The sequence below is a fragment of the Pseudomonas sp. S3E17 genome (assembly GCF_024168685.1).
Lineage (GTDB): Bacteria > Pseudomonadota > Gammaproteobacteria > Pseudomonadales > Pseudomonadaceae > Aquipseudomonas > Aquipseudomonas marginalis.
Window position 1 is genome coordinate 2402222 of record NZ_JALJWE010000001.1, and the last position, 20902, is coordinate 2423123.

General features: G+C 63.6%; 19 protein-coding genes. 15 read left to right on the top strand and 4 right to left on the bottom strand.

What is annotated here, in order from left to right:
• Positions 1–38: 38 nt before the first annotated feature.
• Positions 39–1376 (bottom strand): lysine N(6)-hydroxylase/L-ornithine N(5)-oxygenase family protein, encoded by a 1338-nt coding sequence (locus J3D60_RS10435; RefSeq protein WP_065940206.1) that lies wholly within the window; start codon positions 1374–1376, stop codon positions 39–41.
• Positions 1377–1495: 119 nt separating this feature from the next.
• Positions 1496–1978, bottom strand: a complete 483-nt coding sequence (locus tag J3D60_RS10440; RefSeq protein WP_301294484.1) for a sigma-70 family RNA polymerase sigma factor — start codon at positions 1976–1978, stop codon at positions 1496–1498.
• A gap of 346 nt (positions 1979–2324) precedes the next feature.
• Between J3D60_RS10440 and J3D60_RS10445 the strand changes: the two genes are divergently transcribed.
• The 15 genes from J3D60_RS10445 (at position 2325) to J3D60_RS10515 (ending at position 18834) form a co-directional block, all read left to right on the top strand.
• Positions 2325–3494 (top strand): efflux RND transporter periplasmic adaptor subunit, encoded by a 1170-nt coding sequence (locus J3D60_RS10445; RefSeq protein WP_253491326.1) that lies wholly within the window; start codon positions 2325–2327, stop codon positions 3492–3494.
• 1 nt (position 3495) lies between these two features.
• Positions 3496–5466 (top strand): MacB family efflux pump subunit, encoded by a 1971-nt coding sequence (locus J3D60_RS10450; RefSeq protein ID WP_253491329.1) that lies wholly within the window; start codon positions 3496–3498, stop codon positions 5464–5466.
• Positions 5459–6871 carry an efflux transporter outer membrane subunit gene (locus J3D60_RS10455; protein ID WP_253491332.1) on the top strand — a complete coding sequence of 471 codons (1413 nt, stop codon included), beginning with the start codon at positions 5459–5461 and terminating at the stop codon, positions 6869–6871. Before J3D60_RS10450 ends, J3D60_RS10455 begins: the two co-directional genes overlap by 8 nt.
• A 107-nt stretch (positions 6872–6978) precedes the next feature.
• Positions 6979–7728 (top strand): alpha/beta fold hydrolase, encoded by a 750-nt coding sequence (locus J3D60_RS10460; RefSeq protein WP_253491335.1) that lies wholly within the window; start codon positions 6979–6981, stop codon positions 7726–7728.
• Positions 7729–7835: 107 nt separating this feature from the next.
• Complete coding sequence (locus tag J3D60_RS10465; RefSeq protein ID WP_027606168.1) at positions 7836–8606, top strand: FadR/GntR family transcriptional regulator; 771 nt, start codon at positions 7836–7838, stop codon at positions 8604–8606.
• Positions 8607–8729: 123 nt separating this feature from the next.
• Positions 8730–9932, top strand: a complete 1203-nt coding sequence (locus J3D60_RS10470) for an ABC transporter substrate-binding protein (RefSeq protein WP_065940211.1) — start codon at positions 8730–8732, stop codon at positions 9930–9932.
• Positions 9933–9999: 67 nt separating this feature from the next.
• Positions 10000–10860 (top strand): branched-chain amino acid ABC transporter permease, encoded by an 861-nt coding sequence (locus J3D60_RS10475; protein WP_065923782.1) that lies wholly within the window; start codon positions 10000–10002, stop codon positions 10858–10860.
• Position 10861: 1 nt separating this feature from the next.
• Positions 10862–11872 carry a branched-chain amino acid ABC transporter permease gene (locus tag J3D60_RS10480; RefSeq protein ID WP_253491337.1) on the top strand — a complete coding sequence of 337 codons (1011 nt, stop codon included), beginning with the start codon at positions 10862–10864 and terminating at the stop codon, positions 11870–11872.
• The gene (locus J3D60_RS10485) at positions 11869–12618 is read left to right on the top strand and encodes an ABC transporter ATP-binding protein (protein WP_027606164.1); all 750 of its coding nucleotides are present in this window, start codon (positions 11869–11871) and stop codon (positions 12616–12618) included. Before J3D60_RS10480 ends, J3D60_RS10485 begins: the two co-directional genes overlap by 4 nt.
• Entirely contained in the window at positions 12618–13313 is a 696-nt protein-coding gene (locus tag J3D60_RS10490; RefSeq protein WP_115487040.1) for an ABC transporter ATP-binding protein, read from the top strand. Before J3D60_RS10485 ends, J3D60_RS10490 begins: the two co-directional genes overlap by 1 nt.
• A gap of 13 nt (positions 13314–13326) precedes the next feature.
• Positions 13327–14595 (top strand): Zn-dependent hydrolase, encoded by a 1269-nt coding sequence (locus J3D60_RS10495; protein ID WP_253491339.1) that lies wholly within the window; start codon positions 13327–13329, stop codon positions 14593–14595.
• A complete protein-coding gene (locus tag J3D60_RS10500; RefSeq protein WP_253491340.1) occupies positions 14592–15998 on the top strand; it encodes an amidase in 1407 nt (468 codons plus the stop codon). Before J3D60_RS10495 ends, J3D60_RS10500 begins: the two co-directional genes overlap by 4 nt.
• Positions 15999–16109: 111 nt before the next feature.
• Positions 16110–16973, top strand: coding sequence for a LysR family transcriptional regulator (locus J3D60_RS10505; protein WP_065940217.1), 864 nt, complete (start codon positions 16110–16112; stop codon positions 16971–16973).
• 89 nt (positions 16974–17062) lie between these two features.
• The gene (locus J3D60_RS10510; protein ID WP_253491343.1) at positions 17063–17740 is read left to right on the top strand and encodes a sterol desaturase family protein; all 678 of its coding nucleotides are present in this window, start codon (positions 17063–17065) and stop codon (positions 17738–17740) included.
• Positions 17737–18834, top strand: coding sequence for an SMP-30/gluconolactonase/LRE family protein (locus J3D60_RS10515; RefSeq protein WP_065940219.1), 1098 nt, complete (start codon positions 17737–17739; stop codon positions 18832–18834). Before J3D60_RS10510 ends, J3D60_RS10515 begins: the two co-directional genes overlap by 4 nt.
• Positions 18835–18894: 60 nt before the next feature.
• Here the strand turns inward: J3D60_RS10515 and J3D60_RS10520 are convergent, their stop codons facing one another.
• Positions 18895–20406 carry a hypothetical protein gene (locus tag J3D60_RS10520; protein WP_065940220.1) on the bottom strand — a complete coding sequence of 504 codons (1512 nt, stop codon included), beginning with the start codon at positions 20404–20406 and terminating at the stop codon, positions 18895–18897.
• A gap of 116 nt (positions 20407–20522) precedes the next feature.
• Positions 20523–20900 carry a hypothetical protein gene (locus J3D60_RS10525; protein ID WP_065940221.1) on the bottom strand — a complete coding sequence of 126 codons (378 nt, stop codon included), beginning with the start codon at positions 20898–20900 and terminating at the stop codon, positions 20523–20525.
• Positions 20901–20902 lie beyond the last annotated feature (2 nt).

Here is a 20902-nt window from a genome sequence, read left to right on the forward strand (position 1 = left end):
CAGTATCAGCCAGCCCCCCGTGTCACAAGTGCAGCCTGTCAGCTGGCGGTGGCCAGGAGCAGATCCTGTACCGAGCGCCCCTTGCCACGGCTACGGTCGTTTTCAAACAGCGACGCCGCAATTTCATCCGCGCGAATCGGCAATACCGACAGCAACGTATCGCTCAAGCCATGGCTGGCCTGGCTGAAGCCCTGGATGTAGATGCCGGCCTTGCAGCGCTCGTCGGTGACGATGCGGTAGTCGCGCGCCACTTCAAAATCACCCAGGTACTCCTCCAGCGGCGCCAGCAATGCGCGGTGGGTCTCGCGCTCGTAGCCAGTGGCAAGGATCACCGCGTCGTAATGGTTGACGCTGGTTTCGCCGCTGGCGTTGTTGCGCAGGGCCAGTTCGATGCCCAGGGGGCCGGGGGTGGCCTTCTCGACCACGGTCATGGTGCGGAAGGCCTGGCGGGCGATGCCGGAGACTTTCTGGCGGTAGAAAATCCCGTAGATGCGCTCGATCAGGTCGAGGTCGACCACCGAATAGTTGGTGTTCTGGTACTCGGCGACCAGGCGCTCGCGCTCGGCACCGACTTGCTGGAACACCAGGTCGGTGAAGGCCGGCGAGAACACTTCGTTGACGAACGGGCTGTCATCGGCGGGCTTGAGCGCCGAACCGCGCAGGATCATGTCGACCTGTACCGATGGGAAGCTGTCATTCAGGTCGATAAAGGCTTCGGCCGCACTCTGGCCACCGCCGATGATGGCGATGCGCATCGCCTTGCCGTCCACGCAAGGCTGGGCGGCCATGCGCTCCAGGTACTGGGAATGGTGGAACACCCGGCTGTCGCCCTTGAGGGCCTTGAAGGTTTCGGGAATGCGCGGTGTGCCGCCGGCGCTGACCACCACCGAACGGGTGGTGCGCACATGCTGCTCGCCCAGGGTATCTCGAGAGATCACGCGCAATGCCTCGACCTGTTGCTGGTGCAGGATCGGCTCGATGGCCAGTACTTCCTCGCCGTAGCGGGCCTGGGCCTGGAACTGCCCCGCGACCCAGCGCAGGTAATCGTTGAACTCCATGCGGCACGGGTAGAAAGTGCCCAGGTTGATGAAGTCCACCAGCCGGCCGTGGGTTTTCAGGTAATTGACGAAGGAGTACGGGCTGGTGGGGTTGCGCAGGGTCACCAGGTCCTTGAGGAACGAAATCTGCAATTCGCTCTGGGTCACCAGGGTATTGCCGTGCCAGCGATAGTCGGCCTGTTTGTCGAGAAACAGTACGTCCAGTTTGCCCTGGGCCTTTTCGCGCTCCTGCAGGGCGATGGCCAGCGCCAGGTTCGAAGGGCCAAAACCGATACCGATCAGGTCGTGAACCGCGGGCGAAGCAATTGCCTGTGTCATTCCAGTGTCCTCTGGATAAGCCCCTTGGCGGTGGGGCGGGAATACCTTCGAGACCTGCACAACAGGTCATGTGTTGATAGGAAACGAGGACAGTGAAAAAAAATTTAACCGATCGGTGATCAGTGCGTGTCCCACTCGCGCATCCGCACCCGGCAGTGCTTCATGGCGTTGACGATATGTTTTTCCACCAGGGCGCGGGAAATACCCAGGCGCTCGGCGATTTGCAGGTGGCTCAAGCCCTCGAGTTTGCGCAACAGGAAGCTGTCGCGGCAGGCCGCCGGCAGCTCGGCCAGGGCGCGCTCGAGCAAGGCCAGGCGTTGGCCGTAGTCATGAGAGGCATGGGGCGAACACGCGGCAAAGCGCTCCTCGCTGTCGAGTACCTCCAGGGGTTCGACCTGGCGCAGGGCATTGCGCCGGTGGCCGTCGATCACCAGGTTCAGCGCGGTGCGATACAAAAAGGCACGCGGCTGTTCGATGGGCGTCTCGCTGGAACGTTCCAGCACCCGGACATAAGCGTCATGCACCACATCCTCGGCCACCTGACGGTTGCCCAGCTTGGCGTTGAGGAAACACACCAGCTCGCGATAGTAGTTTTCCAACATGACTCCCGGCCGCCGGGTGGCGGCATTAGGTCCTGTAGGAGCGAGCTTGCTCGCGAAGTACGTCAACGATAACGCGGGAAACCAGAGTGAACGCGGCGTCCTTGACCTCTTCGCGAGCAAGCTCGCTCCTACACAAATACAGGCCATTCAGTAATGGCAGTTTGGGTAGGTGCAATTTATAGTAATTCTCATCTACTTTTAAACAAGACTTGCACCTACAGGCCGTTTTTTTTCTCCACAAGACCTGTAACCACTTATGTAACAGCCTAAATCCTCGGGCAATTCTCTCGTTTAACTGTCAGCTCTGCGCAACTGCGCTCCGAACTTTCCCGGCTGGAACCTAAGCATGAAACGCCTTCGACCTGCCCGACGCGCCTTGCTCGCTATCGCGTGCCTGATTCCCATCATCGCCGTCGCCGCCTGGCAGGTGTTGCCGCCGGGGCGTGACAACCTGACCACCGTCACCGTCACCCGCGGCACTATCGAAAACAGCGTCACGGCCCTGGGCACCCTGCAACCGCGCCGGTATGTCGACGTGGGCGCCCAGGCGTCCGGGCAGATTCGCAAGATCCACGTTGAAGCGGGCGACCAGGTGCAGGAGGGCCAATTGCTGGTGGAGATCGACCCCTCTACGCAAAAAGCCAAGCTCGACGCCAGCCGCTACGCCATCGAAAACCTCAAGGCCCAGTTGCAGGAGCAAAAGGCCCAGCACGCCCTCGCCCGCCAGAAATACCAGCGCCAGCAACGCCTGGCCGCCGGCAACGCCACCCGCGAGGAAGACGTGCAAACCGCCAAGGCCGAACTGAGCGCCACCCAGGCCCGGATGGACATGTTCCAGGCGCAGATTCTCCAGGCCCAGGCCAGCCTGCGCAGCGACGAAGCGGAACTGGGCTATACGCGCATCTACGCACCGATGACCGGCACCGTGGTCGCGGTGGACGCGCGCGTCGGCCAGACCCTCAATGCCCAGCAGCAGACGCCGCTGATCCTGCGGATCGCCAAGTTGTCGCCGATGACCGTGTGGGCGGAAGTCTCGGAAGCCGACATCGGCCACGTCAAACCGGGCATGACCGCCTACTTCACCACCCTCAGCGGCGGCAGCCGGCGCTGGACCAGTACCGTGCGGCAGATCCTGCCGATCCCGCCCAAGCCGCTGAATGAAACCCAGGGCAGCGGTAGCCCCAACAGCGCCAACAAAAGCGGCAGCGGGCGCGTGGTGCTGTACACCGTGCTGCTGGACGTGGACAACAGCGACAACGCGTTGATGGCCGAAATGACCGCCCAGGTATTCTTCGTCGCCAGCCAGGTCAAGGATGTCCTCACCGCACCGGTGGCCGCGCTGCTGGGCACCTCAAGTGCCGACAAGCAGATCGCCCGCGTGGTCGCCACCAACGGCCGCATCGAAGAACGTGAAGTGCACCTGGGCATCAGTGATCGCCTGCGGGTCGAAGTGCTCGACGGCCTGCACGAAGGCGATCACCTGCTGATCGGCCCGGCCGACGGCAACGGAGGTTGAGGTGACCACGCCCCTGATCGAACTCAAGAACATCCGCAAATCCTACGGCGGTGGCGACAGCCCGCAGGTCGACGTGTTGCGCGGCATCGACCTGTCGATCCATGCCGGGGAATTCGTCGCCATCGTCGGGGCTTCCGGTTCCGGCAAGTCCACGTTGATGAATATCCTCGGTTGCCTCGACCGCCCCAGCATGGGCGAGTACCTGTTCGCGGGGGAAAACGTCGCCCACCTGGACAGCGACGAACTGGCCTGGCTACGCCGCGAGGCCTTTGGCTTCGTGTTCCAGGGCTACCATTTGATCCCCTCGGGCTCGGCCCAGGAGAACGTCGAGATGCCGGCGATCTACGCCGGCATCAGCGCCGCCGAACGCCATGCCCGCGCCCACGCCCTGCTTGCGCGCCTGGGCCTGGCCGAGCGCACCGGCAACCGTCCGCACCAGCTGTCCGGCGGTCAGCAACAGCGTGTCTCGATCGCTCGGGCGCTGATGAACGGCGGCCACATCATTCTCGCCGATGAACCCACCGGCGCCCTCGACAGCCACAGCGGCGCCGAGGTAATGACCCTGCTGGACGAACTGGCCAGCCAGGGTCATGTGGTGATCCTGATCACCCACGACCGCGAAGTGGCGGCGCGGGCCAACCGCATCATCGAGATTCGCGATGGCCTGATCATCAGCGACTCGGCCGATGACGGCGCCGCGCCCCCACCCGCCACCCACGGCGCGTTGCAAGCCGTGGACCTGCGCCAGCGCCTGGCCGACGGCGCCGAACACAATGGCGCCTGGAAGGCCGAACTGCTGGACGCGGTCCAGGCCGCCTGGCGGGTGATGTGGATCAACCGTTTTCGCACCGCGCTGACCCTGCTGGGGATCATCATCGGCGTGGCCTCGGTGGTGGTGATGCTGGCCGTGGGCGAAGGCAGCAAACGCCAGGTCATGGCGCAGATGGGCGCGTTCGGCTCCAACATCCTCTACCTCAGCGGCTCATCGCCCAACCCGCGCACGCCGCTGGGTATCGTCACCCTCAACGACGTCGCGGCGCTGGCGGCGCTGCCCCAGATCAAGCGCATCATGCCGGTCAACGGCACCGAAGCCGGCGTTCGCTATGGCAACGTCGACTACATGGCCTATGTGGGCGGCAATGACACCAATTTCCCGGATATTTTCAATTGGCCGGTGGTCGAGGGCAGTTACTTCACGGTGGCCGACGAGCGTGCGGCCGCCACCGTGGCCGTGATCGGCCATCGCGTGCGGGAAAAGCTGTTCAAGGGTGAGGTCGACCCGATCGGCCAGTACATCCTGATCGAAAACGTACCGTTCCAGGTGATCGGCGTGCTGGCGGAGAAAGGCGCCAGCTCCGGCAACAAAGACAGTGATGACCGTATCGCCATCCCTTACTCCGCCGCCAGCGTGCGCCTGTTCGGCAGCTACAACCCCGAATACGTGGTGATTGCCGCAGCCGATGCGCGCAAGGTCCACGAGGCCGAAGTGGCCATCGACCAGTTGATGCAAAAGCTGCACAACGGCAAGCGCGACTACGAGCTGACCAACAACGCGGCGATGATCCAGGCCGAGGCGCGCACCCAGAACACCCTGTCGCTGATGCTCGGCTCGATTGCCGCGATTTCCCTGCTGGTGGGCGGCATTGGCGTGATGAACATCATGCTGATGACCGTGCGCGAACGCACCCGCGAGATCGGCATTCGCATGGCCACCGGCGCGCGCCAGCGCGACATCCTGCGCCAGTTCCTGACCGAGGCGGTGATGCTGTCGGTGGTCGGTGGCCTGTGTGGCATTGCCCTGGCCCTGCTGGTGGGTGGTGTGCTGGTGCTGGCCAAGGTGGCGGTGCAGTTTTCCCTGGTGGCGGTGCTTGGCGCATTCGGTTGCGCACTGGTCACCGGCGTCGTATTCGGCTTCATGCCGGCCCGTAAAGCTGCCCGGCTCGATCCGGTTAAGGCGTTGACCAGTGAATAAACGATCCATTCCCCCGTACCTGCCCGCACTTGGCCTGTGCCTGCTGCTCACGGCCTGCGCCGGTGACCCGCCCAGCGTGGACAGCGCTATTGCGCCGCCGGCCGCCTGGCAGTTCGCCGAACGCGACGCCGCCCGGGCCACCAACCAGCGCTGGTGGACGCAGTTCGGCAGCGCGCAGTTGAACCGCCTGGTCGACCAGGCCCGGCGTGACAGCTTCGACGTGGCCGCCGCCATGGCCCGCGTGCGCCAGGCCCAGGCCACGGCGGTGATTGCCGGGGCGCCACTGCTGCCCGAGGTGAAGTTCAACCTTGCCGCCAGCCACCAGAAGTTGTTGCACGGCACGGGCGGGCCGGACCTTGACGCCTCACAAAGCGATGACGCCGTGAACAATTTCGGCGCCAACCTCACCGCCAGCTACGAAGTGGATTTCTGGGGTGGCCGCGCCGCCGCCCGTGACAGCGCCCTGCACAGCCTGCGCGCCAGCGAGTTCGACCAGGCCACCGTGGAGCTGACCTTGCTCAGCAGCGTCGCCGACCGTTATGCGCAAACCCTCGCCGCCCGCCAACGCCAGCAGATCGCCGAGTTGAACCTGGCCAATGCGCGTAACGTCCTCGACCTGGTGCAGACCCGTTACGACGCAGGCTCCGCCACGGCCCTGGAACTGGCCCAGCAGAAAAGCCTGGTGGCCAGCCAGCAACGCCAGCTGCCATTGATTCAACAACTGGCCGAAGAATCCCAGATCACCCTGGCCGCCCTTCTCGGCCAGCCGGTCCAGGCCCTGGACCTGGGCGCCGAACCCTTCCAGGCGCTGACCTGGCCAACCATCGGCGCCGGCCTGCCCAGCCAGCTGCTCAGCCGCCGCCCGGACATTGCCAAGGCCGAGGCCGAACTGGCGGCAGCCCAGGCGGACGTCACCGTGGCCCGTGCCGCCATGCTGCCGGCCCTGACCCTCGGCGCCACGCTCGGCTCCGATGCCTACAAAGCCGTGGACGTCCTGCGCAGCCCCTACTACACGCTGACGGCCGGCCTGGTCGGGCCGATCTTCAACAACGGCCGTTTAAGCGCCGAACGCGACAAGGCCCGCGCCCGCCAGGATGAGCTGTTGCAAACCTACCGCGGCGCGATCATCAACGGCTTTGCCGACGTGGAAAAAGCCCTCAGCAGCATCACGCGCCTGGACCAGCAGCGCCACTGGCAAACCCAAGAACTGCAACAGGCCCAAACCGCCTTCCAGATCGCCGAAAGCCGCTACCAGGCGGGTGCGGAAGACTTGCTCACCGTACTGGAAACCCAGCGCACCCTGTACGCGGCCCAGGACTTGAATGTGCAGTTACGGCTGTCACGCCTGCAGGCCAGCATTGCGTTGTACAAAGCATTGGGTGGCGGCTGGAAGACTGATATCTGATAAACGAAACTCTTATTTCCTACGCAATCCGTTTTCTCAACCTACATTCTTCGACCCCAGGTCCTTGGTAAAACAGCCGCCATCCCACGGCTGACCCGGACCTCTCGATGACTGCTGCAAACTCACTGGCGTGCGCCTGTCTCTGGCTGCTGGCGAGCCTTGGCCATGCCGAGCCCCTGATCAAGCCCACCGCCATCGACTGGTTGCTGGACTGCCCGCTGCCCCACGTTGAGGGCCTGGACCCCGAGGTGCTCGCGCGCACCCAGTGCGGCATCGTGACCGTACCGCGCAATTACGCTGCGCCGCGTCAAGGCAGCATGCGTCTCTACCTGACCCGTGTTGGCGCCCGCGAGCCGCTGAACCGCGCCGGCCTGGTCTTTGCCCAGGCCGGCAACGCCTCGAGAAGCAACACCGGCGGCACCTTCGCCATTCAGTTGGCCAGCCGCTGGGGCGACTACTCCACTCAGGCTTACCGCAGGCTGCTCAATTACTATGACGTCATCGAACTCAGCCACCGCGACCTCAAGCACGACAAAAGCGTCGAACAAGCCGCTCGGGACATGGAGTTCGTACGTGCCCAGCTGGGCGATGCACAACTGCTTTACCTGGGCAATGCTGACGCCACGCGGCTGGGCAACCACTACGGGACGCTGTATCCGGAACGCGTCGCGCGCATGGTGCTGGTCAATGCTCCCTACGGAGAAAAGGCTGCGCCCCTGGTCGAGCAGCTGCGCCTCAAGGAGCCCGCTCAGACGACGGCCAGCGGCTGCGTCAACCGATGGGTCGGCGACTTCCTGGCCTATGGCAGGCAACCGCCCCCGTCCACACGCTGCCTGGATTCGGGCAATTGGGAGTAGCGCGTCGTTTACGACCTGTTGCCGCCGAAAACGACACCCTGCGTTGACGCTCCGCCGCAATCGTTATTAAGTGCTATTTATCCGCATTAATACGATAAATCGAACCCATGCTGACTCGCCCGCTACGCCGCAAACGCCAGAAGCTGTCCGACGTGATTGTCGAGTCGGTCAAGCGCTCCATCGTCACCGACGCCTTGAAGCCCGGCGACCGCCTGCCCACCGAGCGTGAGCTGATGGAGAGCTTCCAGTGCTCCAAGGGCTCGGCCCGTGAAGCGCTCAAGGCCCTGGAGGTCGAGGGGCTGGTGAGTACGCGCACCGGCCCCAGCGGCGGTGCCTACCTGAACCAGGCCGGCACCGAACCCGCCAGCCGCGCGCTGCGTAACTACCTGCACTTCCAGCACCTGGACGGCGAGCAGGTGTACCAGTTGCGCAAGGTCATCGAAGTGGAACTGGCGGTGTCGGTGCTCGGGCGCCTGAGTGAGGACGACTACCGGGCATTGCAGGACAACGTGGATTTTTGCAGCGCCCCCGAAGACAGCGAAGCCGGCCAGCGCGAGCAACGCCTGGCGGAACTGGAGTTCCACAACCTGCTGGCCAAGGCCTGCCCCAACCCGTTGCTGAGCTTTATGGCGCAATTTCTCAACGACCTGCTGCGCGACCTGGTGGTGCTGAAAAAAGCCTACAAGCCCAAGCGCAAGCAGTTCGACGCCGCCAACCTCGACTATCACAAACAGCTGCTGAACGCCTTTCGCGCCGGGGATGAAGGCGCGGTACGCAGCCTGATGCATGAACATATGTGCGACGCCGAACACCATATGACTGCGCTGGAAGGCCAGGTCAGCCCGCACTTTCTACTGGAGTTCGACCACAACCACTGAAAACACCCCGCCCACAGTTGACTGCATTCACTGCGTTATCCCAATAACAGGCCTGCCCACAGGCCCTGCTCCACCGTATCGCCCTTGCTACTCCTGCCAATAACTAAACCAGGGAGTCACCCCATGCAGCGTCGTACGTTATTGAAAGCCAGTCTTACCGCGGCCGCCGCCCTCAGTCTTCCACTGAGCGTGCGTTCGGCATTCGCCGCCGAGCCCTTTACCTTTTACGGCCTCAAGTCCATGTCCGGCGCCTTTGCCAGCTATGGCAAGTTTGCCGACATGGGTTCGCGCCTGGCGGTGGCACAACACACCGAGCTGCTGGGCCGGCCCTTGAACTACAAGGTCATCGACACCGAGGGCAATGCCGGCAAGGCCGTGCGCAAGGTGCAGGAAGCGATCCAGCAGGACGGCGCGCGGTTCTTCCAGGGCTGCACGCTGTCGTCGTCGGCACTCGCGGTGGCCAAGGAAGTCGACAAGGTCGGCGGCGTGTTCATGACCCCGGTGGGTGCCGATGAAGTCACCGGCAAAGACTGCAACCACGCCACGTTCCGCTGGTCGGTGCCCACCTACGGCGCGATCCGCGAAACCATGGTGCCGCTGATCAAGCTGCTGCCGGATGCCAAACGCTGGTACACCATCACGCCGCAATATGTGTTCGGCGAAGCGCTGCTCGAAGGCGCCAGAAACGTACTCAAGGAACATGGCCTGGAGCACGTCGGCAACAGCTACCACTCGCTGCAGGAGCAGGAATTCTCCGGCTACCTGACCAATGCCATTTCCACCAAGCCGGATGTGCTGGTGTTGCTCAACTTTGGCAGCCAATCGTCCAACACCCTGCGCCAGGCGGTGAACTTCGGCATCAAGGAGCGCATGAAAGTGCTGCTGGTGTGGTCCGCCGGCCTCGACCAGTTCCAGGAACTGGGCAGCGATATCCTCGACGGTGTGTACCTCGGCGCGCAGTACTGGCATCAGGTCGACACCCCGCTCAACCGCGAACTGGTCAAGCTGACCCAGGCCAAGTACGGCATCAACCCCACCTACCCGTTGGCCGCCGACTACATCAGCACCAAAGTCATGCTCGACACCATCATCGCCACCGGCAGCTTCGACGGGCCGACCGTGGCCAAGGCCATGCAGGGCCTGAGTTTCGAAGGCCCCACCGGCAAGGAGTCGATCCGCGCAGGCGACCACCAGGTGATCAAGGACTACTACCTGCTGATCGGCAAGGCCGCCGGCGACATGGCCGACAAGGATGACCTGGCCAAGGTGCTCAGCGCCGGCCAGTCATTCCCGACGGTGGAAGCCACGGGCTGCACGCTCGCCTGATCCGCTAAAACACCACCGTTGTACACGGCAGGGCCGCCCGGGCGGCCAGCTGTTCGAGGGTTTCTGCATGCTTAATCTTTACCTGTTCCAGATACTCAACGGCCTTGGATTGGGAATGATCTACTTCCTGATCGCGGTCGGGCTGACGATCATTTTCGGCCTGCTCAACTTCGTCAACTTCGCCCACGGCGCGTTCTTCCTGCTGGGCGCCTACATCTGCTACACCGCCGTGAGCCTCACCGGCAACTTCTGGCTGGCGCTGTTGATTGCGCCGCTGGTGGTGGCCGCGTTGGCCTGGGTGATCGAGCGGCTGTTGATCCAGCGGATCTATCACTTGCCGCACATGTTCCAGATCCTGGTCACCCTGGGCATCGCGCTGATCATCCAGGAAGCCAGCGTGATGATCTGGGGCCCGGTGGGCAAAAGCGTCGCCGTGCCGGAACTGCTGCGCGGCGTGCTGGTGGTGGGTGATTTCGTCTACCCCTACTACCGCCTGTTCCTCATCGTGTTTTCCGGGCTGGTGGGCCTGGGCCTGTGGCTGCTGCTGGAACGCACGCGCTTCGGTGCCCTGGTGCGCGCCGGCAGTGAAAGCACCGAGACCGTGTCGCTGCTCGGCACGAATATCTTCCGCCTGTTTTCCATGACCTTCGCCCTCGGCGTGGGCCTGGCCGGCATGGCCGGGGTGCTGTTCGCGCCGTTGCGCGGTGCGCAGCCGTTCGTTGGCCCGGAGATTCTCGGCATCGCCTTCGTGGTGGTGGTGATCGGCGGCATGGGTTCGTTCAGCGGTGCGCTGGTCGGCGGTTTGCTGGTGGGCGTGGTGCAAAGCCTGATGACCACGCTCTGGCCCCAAGGCGCGAGCCTGATGATCTACGGCGCCATGGCCGTGGTGATTCTGGTGCGTCCTTACGGCCTGTTTGGGAGAGCCTGACATGAGCGAGAAAAATCCCCTGCCGTTTGCCAAAACCCAATCGCGCGCCATGTTGTTGTGGGTCGTGGCGGTGCTGATCGGCCTGCCCGTGCTATTGCCCTCGGCGACCCTGGCCAGCGAGATCCTGATCTTTGCCATGGCCGCCCTGGCCTGCAACCTGTTGCTGGGCTACACCGGGCTGCTGTCGTTCGGCCAAGGCATCTTCTTTGGTGCCGGCGCCTACTGCGCGGCGCTGCTGATGATCCACCTGCAACTGGGGTTGTTCGCCGCGCTGCTGGGTGCCGCCATCGCCGGTGGCTTCCTGGCCTTGCTGGTGGGCGCCCTGGCGATCCGGCGCACCGGCATTTACTTCGTGATGCTCACATTGGCCTTCAGCCAGATGGCGTACTTTGTCGCCTACACCTTGAGCGACTGGACCGGTGGCGACAACGGCCTGCTCAGCGTGCCGCGCCCCGAGATACGCCTGGGTGACACCGTGCTGCTGTCCCTGGCCGACGCCCGTGCGTTCTATGGCTTTGTCGCGGTGCTGTTCCTGCTGATCTTTATCGGCGCACGCCGGGTGATCGCCTCGCCGTTCGGCAGCACGCTGATGGCGATCCGCGAAAACGAAACCCGCGCCTCGGCCATCGGCTACGACACGCGGCACTTCAAGATCCTGGTGTTCGTGCTGTCCGGCGCGGTCACCGGCATCGCCGGGGCGCTGTACGCCATGCTGCTGCACTTTGTGCCGCTGTCGAATATCGACCTGGCGATGTCCGAGAACATCCTGATCATGACCATTATCGGCGGCACCGGTTCGCTGTTCGGCTCCTTGCTGGGCGCCGGGTCCATCGTACTGCTGGGGGATTTTCTCTCCGACCTGTGGCCGCGTTGGCTGATGTTGCTGGGGGTGATCCTGATCCTGGTGGTGATCTTCATGCGCGGCGGTTTGTGGGGCGGCCTGGCCGCGTTGTTCGAGCGCGTGCGCGGCCGTCGCAAGGCCGCCGTCGTCACCAAGGAGGAAGGGCTATGAGCATCCTGTTGGAAACCCAGGACCTGGAACTGGCCTATGGCGCGTTCCGTGCAGTGAACGGCGTGAACCTCAAGGTCGAAGCCGGCACCATCCACACCATCATCGGCCCCAACGGCGCGGGCAAGACCAGCCTGTTCCACTGCCTGACCGGTGAACGCCAGGCCACGGCCGGGGCGATTCATTTCGACGGCAGGAACCTGATGCGCAAGCCGGCCCACGGCCGTGTCGGCCTGGGCATGGCGCGCTCGTTTCAGCTCACCAGCCTGTTCCAGAACCTCAGCGTGCGCGAAAATCTGCGCCTCGCTGCCCAGGGCCGCGACGGTGCACGCGCGCTGAATTTCTGGCGCCGTGTGGACAGCAAGCGCGAACACCTGGAGATGGCCGACCAGGTGCTCGAACGCCTGCAACTCAGCGCCCGCGCCGAGACCCTGGCCGGCGAGTTGTCCCACGGCCAGCAACGGGTGCTGGAGGTGGGCATGTCGATCTGCTCCAAGCCCAAACTGTTGATGCTCGACGAGCCCACCTCGGGCATGGGCATCGATGACATCCCGATCATGACCCAACTGATCAGCGACCTCGGCCGCGACCACACGGTGCTGCTGATCGAACACAACATGAGCATCGTCATGTCCATCAGCCAGCGCATCACGGTGATGAGCCACGGGCAGATCCTGGTGGAAGGCACGCCGGAGTTCGTGCGTGCCGATGAACGCGTGCGCAGTGCTTATCTTGGGGAGGCTGCCTGATGCTGATCGTCGAGAATATCCATTCCTACTACGACAAGAGCCACGTGCTCGAAGGCGTGTCGCTGAGGGTCAACCCCGGCGAACTGGTGACTCTGCTCGGGCGCAACGGTGCCGGCAAGACCACCACCCTGCGCAGCATCCTCGGTATCATCTGCCCGCGCCAGGGCCAGATCCACTTCAACGGCCAGGCGCTGGTGGGGCAGAAAATCTTTGAAATCGCGCGCCAGGGCCTGGCGCTGGTGCCGGAGAATCGCGGGATCTTCCGCCTGCTGACCGTCGAGGAAAACCTGCGCATCGCCGTGCGCAAGACCAGCCGCTGGCAGCTTGAAGACGTGTACGGCATGTTCCCGCGCCTCAAGGAGCGGCGCAGGAACGCCGGCCATGCGCTCTCCGGCGGCGAGCAACAGATGCTCGCCATCGCCCGCGCCCTGCTCAACGATCCGCAGTTGCTGATCCTCGACGAACCCACCGAAGGCCTGGCCCCGGTGATCGTCGACGAACTGGTGAAGATCCTGCGCAAGGTCAAGGACGACGGCCTGCCGGTGCTGCTGGTGGAACAGAACCTGATGGTCTGCGACAAGCTCGCCGACCGCCATTACGTCCTCGAACAGGGCCGCGTGGTCTACGAGGGCAGCGCCGCCGCCTTCCGCGCCGACCCGACCATCAAGAACCGCTACCTGGCGCTGAGCGCCTGACGGGAGAATGCAGATGAACAGTTTTGCGCAACCGCTCCAGGGCAACGCCCCGCTGATCAACCGCGACCGCCTGTGGCAATCGCTGATGGACCTGGCGCAACTGGGCGCCACGGTCAAGGGCGGCGTGTGCCGCCTGGCCCTCACCGACCTGGACCGCCAGGCCCGTGACCTGTTTGTACAGTGGTGCGAAGCCGCCGGGTGCAGCGTCAGTGTCGACGCCATCGGCAATATCTTCGCCCGCCGCCCTGGGCGTAATCCCGCCCTGCCGCCGGTGATGACCGGCAGCCATATCGACACCCAGCCCACCGGCGGCAAGTTCGACGGCTGCTACGGGGTGATGGCCGGCCTGGAAGTGATCCGCACCCTCAATGACTTGAAGATCGAGACCCAGGCGCCGCTCGAAGTGGTGGTATGGACCAATGAAGAAGGCTCGCGCTTCCCGCCGTGCATGATGGGCTCCGGGGTATTTGCCGGTAAGTTCGACCTGCAGGACACCCTCGACAAGCAGGACGAGCAAGGCCTGTCGGTGGGCGCTGAATTGCAGCGCATCGGCTATGCCGGTTCGCGTGCGGCGTTGGGCCACCCGGTCGGCGCGTATTTCGAAGCGCATATCGAGCAAGGCCCGGTGCTGGAAGACCAGGCCACCACCATTGGCGTGGTCATGGGCTGCCTGGGCCAGAAGTGGTTCGACCTGACCCTCACCGGCGTCGAAGCCCACGCCGGGCCGACGCCGATGCACCTGCGCAAGGACGCCCTGGTCGGCGCCGCCGAGGTGGTCAGCGCGGTCAACCGTATCGCCCACCAGCAACAACCTCACGCCTGCGGCACGGTCGGCTGCCTGAGCCTGCATCCGGGGTCGCGCAATGTGATTCCCGGCCAGGTGCACATGACCCTCGACCTGCGCCACCTGCATGCCGACAAGCTGCAGGCCATGGTCGATGAAGTACGTGGCGTGATCGAAGCCACCGCAGCCCGGCACGGGTTGACCTTCGAACTGACGCCCACCGCCGACTTCCCGCCCCTGGACTTCCACCCGGCCTGCGTCAACGCCGTGCGCGATGCGGCGGGTGCCTTGGGCCTGAGCCATATGGACATCGTCAGCGGCGCCGGGCATGACGCGATTTTCGTCGCCGAGCTGGGCCCAGCCGGGATGATCTTTGTGCCGTGCGAAGGCGGCATCAGCCATAACGAAATCGAAAACGCCGCGCCGGATGACCTGGCGGCCGGGTGCGCCGTGTTGTTGCGCGCCATGGTCAACGCGGCGCAGGGAGACAGGGCATGAGTGAGATGGGCCAACTGACAGCGGTGCAACTGCTGGAGCATTTCCGTAACAAGACCTTATCGCCGGTGGACGTCACCGAAGATGCGCTGCTGCGTATCGAGCGCTACAACCCGGTGGTCAACGCCTACTGCCATGTCGACCCCGAGGGTGCGCTGCACGCGGCGCGGGCGTCGGAAGCACGCTGGTTGAAGGGGGAGCCCTGCGGTGCCCTGGATGGCGTGCCCGCCTCGATCAAGGACCTCACGCTGACGCTCGGCATGCCCACCCGCAAGGGCTCGCGCACCTCGTCGGCCGAGGGGCCGTGGGACGTCGACGCGCCCTTCCCGGCTTTTATGCGCCAGGCCGGCGCGGTGCTGCTGGGCAAGACCACCACCCCGGAATTCGGCTGGAAAGGCGTCACCGATAACCCGCTGTACGGCATCACGCGCAATCCGTGGGACACCCGCACCACCGCGGGCGGTTCGTCTGGCGGCGCGGGGGCGGCAGCGGCGCTGAACCTGGGCGTGCTGCACCAAGGCAGCGATGCCGGCGGCTCGATCCGCATCCCCTGCGCGTTTACCGGCACCTTCGGCATCAAGCCAACGTTCGGCTATGTGCCGCAATGGCCGGCCAGTTCGATGACCATCCTCTCGCACCTGGGGCCGATGACCCGCACCGTGGAAGACAGCGTGCTGATGCTGCAGGCGGTGGCACAGCCGGATGCGCGGGATGGCCTGATCGGCGCGCCGAGGACCACGCCATGGCTCACGCCGCAGACGAATTTGAACGGCCTGCGCGTGGCCTACAGCCCCACGTTTGGCTACGTGGATGTCGACCCGCAGGTGGCCAGGGTGGTCGCCCGGGCGGTTGAGGGCCTGGTGCAGTTGGGTGCCCATGTCGAGCAGATCGACCCCGGTTTCAGCGATCCGCTGGAAGTGTTCAGCACCTTGTGGGCAGCGGGCGCGGCACGCCTGACCGGGTCCATGAGCGACGCGCAGAAACAACTGCTGGACCCTGGGCTGCTGCGCATTGCCCAGCGTGGCGAGCAGTTGAGCCTGGATGACTTCACAGCAGCCCTGGAAGCGCGGGCGGCACTGGTGGCCCGGATGGCGGCATTCCACGAGCATTACGACGTGCTGGTCTCGCCGATGATGCCGATCACCGCGTTCGAGGCCGGGCACAACGTACCGCCCGGTTCCGGCATGCAGGAATGGACCGAGTGGACGCCGTTCACCTACCCCTTCAACCTCACCCAGCAGCCGGCGGCGTCGGTGCCGTGCGGCTTGGCGGCGAATGGCTTGCCGGTGGGGTTGCATGTGGTGGGCGCGCGGTTTGCCGATGAGCAGGTGTTGCGAGTGTGCCGGGTGTATGCCAAGGAGTTTCCAACCCGGCACTTACAGACACCGATCACCCCAACACCGTAGATCCAAATGTGGGAGGGGCGGTGCGACGATTCGACTTGCCTCTCCCACATTTTCTGAGCGCACTCCAATCCCCTGCCTCTACAATGTCCCCCATTCATCCCCGGGGGCTTCATGGACATCGAACTGGCACGCACTTTCCTGGAAATCACCCGCTGCGGCAGCCTGGCCGCCGCCGCCGAGAAACTGCACGTCACCCAGACCGCCATCACCGCACGCGTTAAAAACCTGGAAAGCCAGCTGGGCAGTACGCTGTTCGTGCGCAACCGTGCCGGTGCTCGCCTGACCGCCGACGGCGAGGCGTTTGTGGTGTACGCCAACCAGTTGCTGCAAACCTGGGAAGCCGCGCGGCGCGACCTGCCGTTGCCCGATGGCTACCGCAATGTGCTGCATATCGGCGGTGAAGTCAGCCTGTGCAACCCGCTGATGCTCGGTTGGGCCCGGGCCCTGCGCGAACAGATCCCCGGGCATGCCCTGCGTACCGAAGTGCGTGAAGGTGAATACCTGCTGCGGCAACTGGAGCTCGGCGTACTCGATGCGGCGCTGGTGTTCCAGCCGCAGTACTGGCCGGGGTTGCAGGTGGAGCAGGTGCTGGAAGAAAAACTGATCCTGGTGCAGCTGGCGAGCAAACCGGCCCCGTACGTCTACATCGATTGGGGCCCGGGTTTCCGCCAGCAGCACGACGCTGCCCTGCCCGACAGGGCTCGCGCGGCGGTGAGTTTCAACCTCGGGCCGCTGGCATTGCAGTACATCCTCGAGAATGGCGGCGCCGGGTATTTCCGCACGCGGGTGGTCCAGAGCTACCTGGACAGCGGCGTGATGCAGCGCGTGCCCAAGGCCCCTGAGTTCAGCTTCCCGACGTTCCTGGTGTACTCGCGGGCACGGGATTCGGCGGTGTTGCAACAGGCCCTGGGGCTGCTGCGTGAAGTGGTCAAGGCCGAGAGTGACTGGTCACAGCGCTGGGACCCGTTGATCTGAATCCCTTCCCCGGCGCAGCGCGCAAAACTCGCAGATTCCCGTGTACCAACTAAGCTCAGTCTCCAACAAAAAAACCTGAGCAGCCCGCCATGGTCCACCCCACCGAGACGTTTCGCAGCCGCTACCGCGCCGAGGTCAGCCCCCATTACAACCCCTGGCTGCACGCCGGCTTTGTGCTCGGCTATGGCGTGTGCTGCATCTCCCTGGCCGGGGCCTCCACCCACCGAGTTACGCCGTTCGAGTGGCTGACCGTGCCGCTGACCCTGGTGTTCTTCAACCTCTGTATCTACCTGGTGCATCGCCACCTCGGCCACCACAAGCACGCCTTGGCCCGCCTGTTCTATGCGCGCCACACCGGTGATCACCACAGCTTCTTTACCCCCGGCCACATGACCTACGACAGCCCGCGAGACTGGCGCGTCATTCTCTTTCCGGCGTGGCTGATCGTGCTGCACAGCCTGGTCATCACCCTCCCCGCCTGGTGGTTGCTCCAGCACCTGAACACCAATGTCGCCGGGCTGTTCGCCGGGAGCATGATCCTCGGTTACCTGCTCTACGAAGTGTTCCACGCCTGCGAGCACTTGCCCGCCGACCACCCGCTGGCGCGCCTGCCGTGGATTCGCCAGATGCACCGACTGCACGCCCTGCATCACCGCCGCGAGCTGATGCAGGGGCGCAATTTCAATATCGTCCTCCCGCTGATGGATTACCTGTTCGGCACCCTGTACTGGGAACCGAACCCCAACGACAACCAGGAATCGTCATGAGTACCCGTCGAAAGAAAATGCGTCATCTGCTGTTTGTGCTGCTGCTGGCGGTGATCGCTTTCCTGCTGTTGATGCCGACCAAAGTGCAACCGGTGAACTGGGCTCCGCCCAAGGCGCCATCGATGAAGGAAGGCGCCTATGCCGACAACCAACGCCTCAAGGCTGTGCAGAAAATCGGCGCCCAGGGCATCGCCGGCCCCGAGGCCTTGCTGCTCGATGCCAACGGGCTTCTGATCAGCGGGCTGCATGACGGCCGCATCATCCGCACGTCGCCCGACAGCCCCACTCTGGAAGTGCTGGCCAATACCGGTGGTCGGCCGCTGGGCATGGCGCTGCACCCGGACGGGCGCTTGATCATTGCCGACGGGGTCAAGGGCTTGCTCGCGCTGGATCCCCAGCGCCAACTGACCGTCCTGAGCGCCAGCGCCAATGGCGTCCCCTTTGGCTTTACCAATGACGTGACCATCGATGCCGGCGGGCGCTATGCGTACTTCAGCGATGCTTCGAGCCGCTGGGGTTATGGCCAGGATGGCGAGGCGGTGATCGAGCATGGCGGCGATGGTCGCCTGCTGCGCTATGACTTTCGCAACGGCACCACCGAGGTGTTGCTGGACCAACTGCAATTCGCCAACGGCGTGGCCCTCGGCCCCGATGAAAATTACCTGCTGGTCAATGAAACCGGGGCGTATCGCATCAGCCGCTACTGGCTCAAGGGCGAACGTGCGGGCAACCACGACTTGTTTATCGACAACCTGCCCGGCCTCCCGGACAACCTCAGTTTCAACGGCCAGGACCGTTTCTGGGTGGCGCTGTACTCACCACGCAACCCGCTGCTGGACAGCTTTGCCGGCTACCCATTGCTGCGCAAGGTGATGGTCCGCGCGCTGATGGTGGTGCCCAAGCCCATTGAGCGCAAAGCCTTCGTGCTGGGGCTGGATACCGACGGCAAGGTCATCGCCAATTTGCAGGATGGCAGCGCCGGCAATTACTCACCCATCACCACGGCCCGGGAATATGGCGACTGGCTGTACCTGGGCTCATTGAAGAATACGAGCATGGCGCGCTTGCCGTTGAAGCTGGCGTTGGCGCAATAACGCAAAAAGGGCATACAGGCGCTTGGCCTGTATGCCCTGGGTACTACGGGTCAATCATGTTCAGCTCTTGGTGCTGCTCAGCAAGGTCTGTTTGCACAGGTGGCCGAAGCTGACGAACTCGACGTTGTCACCACCGACGCCGATACCGGGGTATTCCAGTACTTCCATGCGCCACACGCCATAGTTGAAATCGGTACGCCAGGTGTTCTTGTAACCTTGGGCGTAATCGACAAAGGTGGTCTGGAAATCACCGGAGCAGGTGCCCACATTGATCGTGCCAGACGCTTGCCCCGAACTGCCGGTCGCCGCCGAATACGCCTTGTAGACGATATCGCCGTTGGCCGGGTCGATCCGCTGGTCGAGATAGACGATCGGGTGCAGGCCCACCAGCGGTGCACCGGTGCTGTCCGACAGGCCCATGGTCCAGGTCAGGTCACGATAGGCTTGGGTGGTCATGTAGCCGTAGCCCACGTCGGAAGCCGAATACGGGATGCGCAACACGTTCGCCTCGCCCTTCACATCCGGGCTGTTCACCCGCGGGTTGGAACCGAACGACAAGTTGTACTTGCCGGTCGCGCTCCACGGCTCGTTCGGGTGCTGGTTCGGCCGCACACGCACCTTGACCACGCCACCGACACCCGGGCTCGTGATCGAGGTCGACACGACGTTGGCCCCCACGGTGACCCACTGGGCGCCATCGAAACGCTCGAGGATCCACTTGTTGCGCGTGCTGCCACTGGTCGCATCGGCCGTCAGCGCAATACCCACACTCTGGCCACGGACGGCGGTGAAATCGAAGTAATCGACATCATCCAGGCTGTCGGCGTTGCCGTTGATGTAGTTGAGGGTGTCCGGCAGTTGGAAGGCCGTGTCCGGGGTGTCATTGGGTTCGAACGCATCAAGGTTGGTATCGACCGCCACACCGAACTGGAAGCTCGAGCCCTGGACCGCCGCGTTGGCTTCCATGAACCAGTAGTAATCGCCGGCCGGCACCACGCCGCCAAGGCTTTCATCGCCGGTGCCGGGGTTATTGGAGGTGCCCAGGGGCAGCGGATTGCCCTGGCCATCGTCCTGGAACAGCGACAACGACATGTCGGTGCCTGCGGTCTGGTTGACCAGCAGAACATTGATCCGCGCCTTCTGCGGCAGGTTGAAGTGGTAGCACAGCAGGTCGCCGGTTTGCACGCCATCGATCGTGTAGAGCGAGTTGATGTCCAGCGTCTGCTCACAGCCCTGGACCAGCGCAGCCTGTACGGCAGGCGCCGACTGGGCCGTGGTTTTCTGCAGCTTGGTCACCCTGGCCGGCGCAGTGTTGTCTTCCACCACCGAGTCAGCCTTCGCCTTGGGGGCAAACAGGGGTTTCTTCTGCTGGGCACCCGCCAGCAATTGCTGCTTGAGGGCAGCCGTCGCCTTGTTGGCCTTGATCTTCGCAGCGTTTTTCAAGCCTTGCTTGACCGCAGGAGGCGCCGCTTGCGCAGCCAGGTGAGGGTATTGTTCAGCGAGGGCAAAGGCCGAGACAAAGCAGGTGGCCGCCATGGCCGCGCCGAGCATAAAGGCTTTTTTCGATTTCATTTTTTATCCATCCATAGTTAAAAACTGAAGGTCAGGTGACATCCGGTCACCTGGGATGGAATGTAGGACAAGACTGGATGGATGTACAGTATTTTTATGGAAAAATGCAGACTCTTTCAAATAGGGATGTCGGCCCATCTACGCCAAACAGTCCAAACGACTGTTGCGATAACCCAAATAAAGCCGACGTAATAGGGCCACAACACCCAACGTTTCAGTCCTAATGGAACAGACGCCAGCTCGGCCTCGGTCACAACGCCTGCTTTCACATAGCGAGCTGAGTCAGACAGGAAATCAAACATCAACAGCATGCGGTATTGCCTGTCGAGCCATCGGTTTCGTCTCCAAAATCGCTTATTGGCGCGAACCCTTTCGTTATGACTGAAATAACCTTCTACCTCGTCGAGTTTTGTATATTCGGCAAACAGCGCCAGCCCCAAAACGACAAACGCCCCCACAAAATGCACAATGGTGAAGGCAAGAAAAAACGACACGA